The sequence below is a fragment of the Okeania sp. SIO3B5 genome (assembly GCF_010692555.1).
In the GTDB taxonomy this organism is placed as follows: domain Bacteria; phylum Cyanobacteriota; class Cyanobacteriia; order Cyanobacteriales; family Microcoleaceae; genus Okeania.
The window spans coordinates 1-5,370 of record NZ_JAAHHG010000624.1 but is presented as its reverse complement, the minus strand read 5'-3'; the positions used below and the strand labels follow the sequence as shown (position 1 = coordinate 5,370).

The following is a 5,370-nucleotide window of genomic DNA, read 5'->3' as shown; positions in this document are numbered from 1 at the left end:
TAGCAATGAGCGCTGGTATATTTACAAATTGCAGGAGGGGCCAAATAGCTAAAAGTCTTATATTATCAGCAATTCATTCCCCCTGTTGCCTGTTGCCTGTTGCCTGTTGCCTGCGCACAGCGCTATACATTTTGTTGAGCAGGGGAGTAGGTGAGAATAATATCAAATCCGGTTGAATACCCACACTTTGGAGGAAGGAAGGCAGAAGGCAGAAGGGAAGAAAAGGCTAGTGCAAAAAGGCAGAAGGCAGGAGGCAACAGGGGGAAGGGAAGAAAGGTTATTGTACAAGCTTTTGAACCTTTTTTAACTGGTCAGTTATTTCCGCCATCCTGCACTAGAAGGAAGAAGTTTTTTTATACCGAATTAAGCGGATTTGATATAATACCTTGAATAGCCAATGTAGCAATATTTTTTGAAAATGTTATAAAACCGACCATTATTCTACAAATGGTAAGCGTACTGTCACATACCTTACTGAGTTTTTTGTTTACCAACAGTGTATAAGTTGTTAATGCCAACAATATTTTTTTCCTAATTTCTCCCATCTTTCAAGACTAAATTGTCTCATATTAATGATAAAATCTGACATCAGAATAGACTACTTTTAGGGAGAAATATTTTGCAAACATTTAAAATTCATGGTATTGATAAAAAAAATCATAATCGTAAGATTTTTATCGTTATTAGCTTGATTTTAATCAATTTGTCATGTTTAAACACTCGTTGTACTCTGGCCACAGAAGATAAGCAGGAGTTGATGGGAGAAATTCAAGAGTATGCTGAAGAATTTAGTAACTCTAAATCTAATGACCCCATTACCCAACAAATACCTGTTTACCAACTAAATGATATTTTACCCTCCGACTGGGCCTATGAAGCATTAATAAGTTTACGCGATCGCTACGACTGTCTCTCCGGTTATCCCGACAATACTTACCGAGGCAACCGTGCTATCACCAGATATGAATTTGCCGCAGCTGTAAATGCTTGTTGGCAAACCATCGAAAGTTTCCTGGCAGAAAATCAAGCAGAATTAATTCAACAAGACGACCTGATAGTTATCGAAAAACTTATACAAGATTTTCAGGTAGAAATAGCTAACCTGAAAGCACGCACTGAGGGTTTAGAAAATCGAGTAGCTGCTTTAGAAGCACAACAGTTTTCCACTACCACCAAATTAAACGGTCAGACAATTTTTGCCGTGAATGCTGGTGGGTTTGATGGCGATCGACTTATTGACCCCAATGGAATAGAGCTTGCAGACGAAAATCCTCAAGCTACGTTTCTATATCGAGTAGTTTTCGATTTTGATACCAGTTTCCGAGGTACAGACTTATTAAAAGTACGGGTTGATACAGGAAGTAATGGTTTTATTGATAACGCTACAGCTATACTCGAACCCAACTTTGGTAGTATTCTAGATTTCTCCAAACGCCCCCCAGGAGATGACGATTTTGGTATTGGGAGAGTATTCTACAGTTTTCAGGTTGTGGAAAATTTGTCTTTATCTATCGGACCATTAATAGAAGCGTTGGATTATATAGATAATAACAGTTACGCTGATTTAAGCTTTCGCGACTTTTCCACAGAAAACCTAGTTTATAACTACGTTGCATTTCCTGTTAATGGTATCGGTGGTGGAGCAATATTAGAATGGAACCCTGGTGGCAGTGCTTTCAACCTTCGTGCTTTATACATTGCCCCAGACTCAGCTAACCCTTCCCAAAATGGTCAAGGTCCTTTGCCAGTCTCTGTGTTTACATCACTACTCTATTCTGATGGCAGGGGTTCCAGGGGTTTATTTGGTTTTCATCAAGGAATGGTGGAATTTGAATATAATCCTTCGTCTAGATTTAGTCTACGTTTGCTTTACAGTGGAGGAAAAGTTTTTTCTCGCAATTTTGATGCGGTGGGAGTGAATTTTGAGTGGGGTTTTTCTACCAAGTTTGCTGTTTTTGGTCGCTATGGTTATAGCAGCTATGAGGATACAGATTTTGGGGATATCAATCCGAACTATTGGATGGCAGGTATTTCTGGATTAGATGTTTTACAAGAAGGCGATCGCTTGGGAGTTGCAGTTGGGCAGCCTTTTGTTGTGGATGAAATTGGTAATTCAACTCAGACAAATTTGGAAGTTTTTTATAATTATGCAGTGAACGATAATATTCAGATTTCTCCTGTTTTACAAGTTGTTTTTGACCCTAGTAATCAAAAGAGTAATGGTACGATTTTTACTGGTACGTTACGCACTGTTTTTTATTTTTGAAGAAAGTTTTAGGTAGTAGGTTTTAGGTGGAGAGTTAGGACAGTTCAAAAGCTTAAAACTCAGAAAAACCAATATTTTTCCTTCTTCCTTCTTCCCTCTTCCTTCTTCCTTCTGGTAGCAGTGAACGATAATATTCAGATTTCTCCTGTTTTACAAGTTGTTTTTGATCCTAGTAATCAAAAAAGTAATGGTACGATTTTTACTGGTACGTTACGCACTGTTTTTTATTTTTGAAGAAAGTTTTAGGTAGTAGGTTTTAGGTGGAGAGTTAGGACAGTTCAAAAGCTTAAAACTCAGAAAAACCAATATTTTTCCTTCTTCCTTCTTCCCTCTTCCTTCTTCCTTCTGGTAAAAGAATAAAAAGTTACTGCAAAAATCTCTATATAAAACCTTATAAGTAATTATTCATTACTAATTGCTGTTAACGTAGTTCCTCCGGAGGAGGCTAGCTGACTGCTGATAGCTGAATGCTTACTAAAATATTTCCAATCTAGCCCATACTACTGAAGAAAAACTATATTAGACATCTCCAAAAAATCAAAAATAAAATCAATTATCGTATATAAATCATCAATTATTTACCCCTAATTCCTACTATGTACGGACATTGCACGCAAAGTCCCTGCTCCCTCTTTTGAAGGATATATCTATTATAATAAAATATTAATAATTTCCTACCTACTTTTTCTGATGACTCAGTAAAACTTCGTATTATACATACTTTTGATGAAGTTTAAATTAAGTTTTGAAGAAACACTTGTTATTTCCAGAACACTATGTAAAAGTAGTTGTATAAGCAAAAAAATAAACAAAAAAATATACCCAAACCACACAAAATTATATCATTTAAGGAGTAATATTTTATGTTATTAAAAACACTGACTAAACTAGCTTTAGGAACTGCCATCAGTTCCATCGGTTTCATGGTAACTAATACCCCTACTCAAGCTGCTTTATTGGGTGATACTATCGGAACCAGATTCCAGACTACTAATCCTGCTATTGACCTTAGCCATAATGTTAGTGTCACTTCTGACATTGAAATCAATTACAATCTTATTGATATGTTTTCTATTGATATCGACAGCGAATCCTTCGATATTAAGTATACAGGAGGATTAGGTTCCTTTATTAGTGGTAATACTAAGTGGACACTATCCGATCTAGATTGGGTAGATCCCCTCGGATTTATTACAGATGTAACTCTCACATCGGGAGACGAAGATTTAGTTCATGACATATCTTTTACTGATAACTCTATTATGATTGAGCTACTCGATGCTAACTTATCACCAGGGGTTACACAAACATGGTCATTTGACATCCAAGCCAAATATGAATCAACCCCCGAACCAGCTACAATTTTAGGACTATTGACTGTAACAGGATTAGGATTAGGTTCTCGCTTGAAACGTAATGTTGGCTAAATTTTCAGTCAATAAAAAGTTAGAAATCTAACCCTCTTCCCTATTAGGGAAAGGCTTTTTTTATGTTTTTCAGGACTTATATCATGTCCGGTAGCATGGGTATTTTCAATAATTAATTATTAATAATTAATAATTAATAATTAGGGCTTGCTGAATAAATCTAAAAGTCTTTGTAGATAAATATTTTAGCCTTTTTAAGTGTCAAAAAGTGCGAAGTTTTAGGTAGTAATGGTTCAAAAATGAGTGGATTTTGGTCAAGAATTGGGCAAAAAAATCAAGGGACTATTCTTCCTACTATCCCCTCTATAATTCCCATTTCTCCTGACTCCTGACTCCTACCCTCACCCATAAGACTTTTTCAGCAAACCCTAATTAATAATTACCTCTTGTAGAGGGTTAACAGCGGGTTAACCCCTAGTATGTGTGGTGGTTATCCGTAAGTCCTGTATGATATTATTTTCCCAGTTACTACCGGAGAAAAAAAATATGAATAGCGATGAATTAATCCAACGTTATCAAGCTGGAGAAAGAGATTTTTCTGGTGTGGAATTAAAATCTATTAAATTAAGCAATATTTCTCTAGAGGAAATTAGTCTCAGTTCTGCCAACCTCGAAGGAGCAAAATTGCAAAATATGAATTTAGATAATGCTAATTTAAGTAATGCTCAGTTAGTTAGTACGGAAGTAGAAAATACTACTTTCAGAAATGCTAATCTCAGTCACGTTAACTTAGAAGGAATATCTTGGCAAAATCTAGATTTAACCAATGCAGATTTAACAGATACAAGTTATGACCATAGCACCATAGATGATTCCAATTTGACTAATGCTAATTTAACTCAAATGGGGGGCTTTCAATCAACTTTTTATAGCTGTAATTTGACTGATGCAAATATTAGTCATGCTCAATTAAGCGAAGTCAATTTTAATAGCTGTAACTTGAACAATGCCAATCTCAGTCACACAACTTTTTATGATGTTTATATTCAGGGTTCAAATCTGAGTAATGCTGACTTCAGTCATGCTCAAATTAAAGCTATGTCTGGTTGGAGTGAAGTTAACTATACTAATGTTAATTTTCAGAATGCTTGGTACTTAGATCCACAAAATATACCACCAGAAATTGACCCTAATGAAGCAGGATTAATGTTTATTAGTGAAGGCAGCGATCTGAGTGGCAAAGATTTAAGTAATGTAGATTTATCCGAGCAAGAAATAAATTCTGCTAATTTTAGTAATGCCAATTTAAGTGGTGCAAATTTGAGTGAGACAGACTTGAGCGATACAGATTTTACTAATGCTAATTTAGAGAATGCTGACTTAAGCTATGCAAATTTAACTAATGCAAATTTTACTAATGCTAATTTAGAAAATGCTGACTTAGATGGGGTAATTTTTGATAATACAATTATGCCAGACGGTACTATTAGAAATGATGAAGAAGAATAAACGAAGGCAGAAGGCAGAAGGCAGAAGGCAGAGGGCAGAAGAAACAATTGGATGAGGTTTTATACCCTTGTTCCCTTCGGTCACGGGCCAGAGAGGTCAGGAGTTAAAATTCCCTTCTGCCTGTCTTGAGTGCCTCTTGCATTCTGAGGAGACCTAGCCAATTATATCATGTCCGGTAGCATCGGAGCGTGTATAAAATTAAGGTGACAATGAAAGAAAACCTTCTGA

At 36.0% G+C, this 5,370-nt stretch carries 4 protein-coding genes; all 4 read left to right on the top strand.

Going from position 1 to position 5,370, the window contains the following annotated elements:
• Nucleotides 1-150: 150 nt before the first annotated feature.
• The gene (locus F6K54_RS39620) at nucleotides 151-390 is read left to right on the top strand and encodes a hypothetical protein (RefSeq protein WP_293089780.1); all 240 of its coding nucleotides are present in this window, start codon (nucleotides 151-153) and stop codon (nucleotides 388-390) included.
• Nucleotides 391-619: 229 nt separating this feature from the next.
• Entirely contained in the window at nucleotides 620-2,266 is a 1,647-nt protein-coding gene (locus F6K54_RS39615) for an iron uptake porin (protein ID WP_293089778.1), read from the top strand.
• A gap of 863 nt (nucleotides 2,267-3,129) precedes the next feature.
• The gene (locus tag F6K54_RS39610; RefSeq protein ID WP_293089776.1) at nucleotides 3,130-3,693 is read left to right on the top strand and encodes a PEP-CTERM sorting domain-containing protein; all 564 of its coding nucleotides are present in this window, start codon (nucleotides 3,130-3,132) and stop codon (nucleotides 3,691-3,693) included.
• 486 nt (nucleotides 3,694-4,179) lie between these two features.
• The gene (locus F6K54_RS39605; RefSeq protein ID WP_293089774.1) at nucleotides 4,180-5,142 is read left to right on the top strand and encodes a pentapeptide repeat-containing protein; all 963 of its coding nucleotides are present in this window, start codon (nucleotides 4,180-4,182) and stop codon (nucleotides 5,140-5,142) included.
• Nucleotides 5,143-5,370 lie beyond the last annotated feature (228 nt).

Excerpts from the sequence above, each read along its gene's own strand:
- F6K54_RS39605 (WP_293089774.1), top strand. The coding sequence starts at position 4,180 with ATGAATAGCGATGAATTAATCCAACGTTATCAAGCTGGAGAAAGAGAT.
- F6K54_RS39610 (WP_293089776.1), top strand. The coding sequence starts at position 3,130 with ATGTTATTAAAAACACTGACTAAACTAGCTTTAGGAACTGCCATCAGT.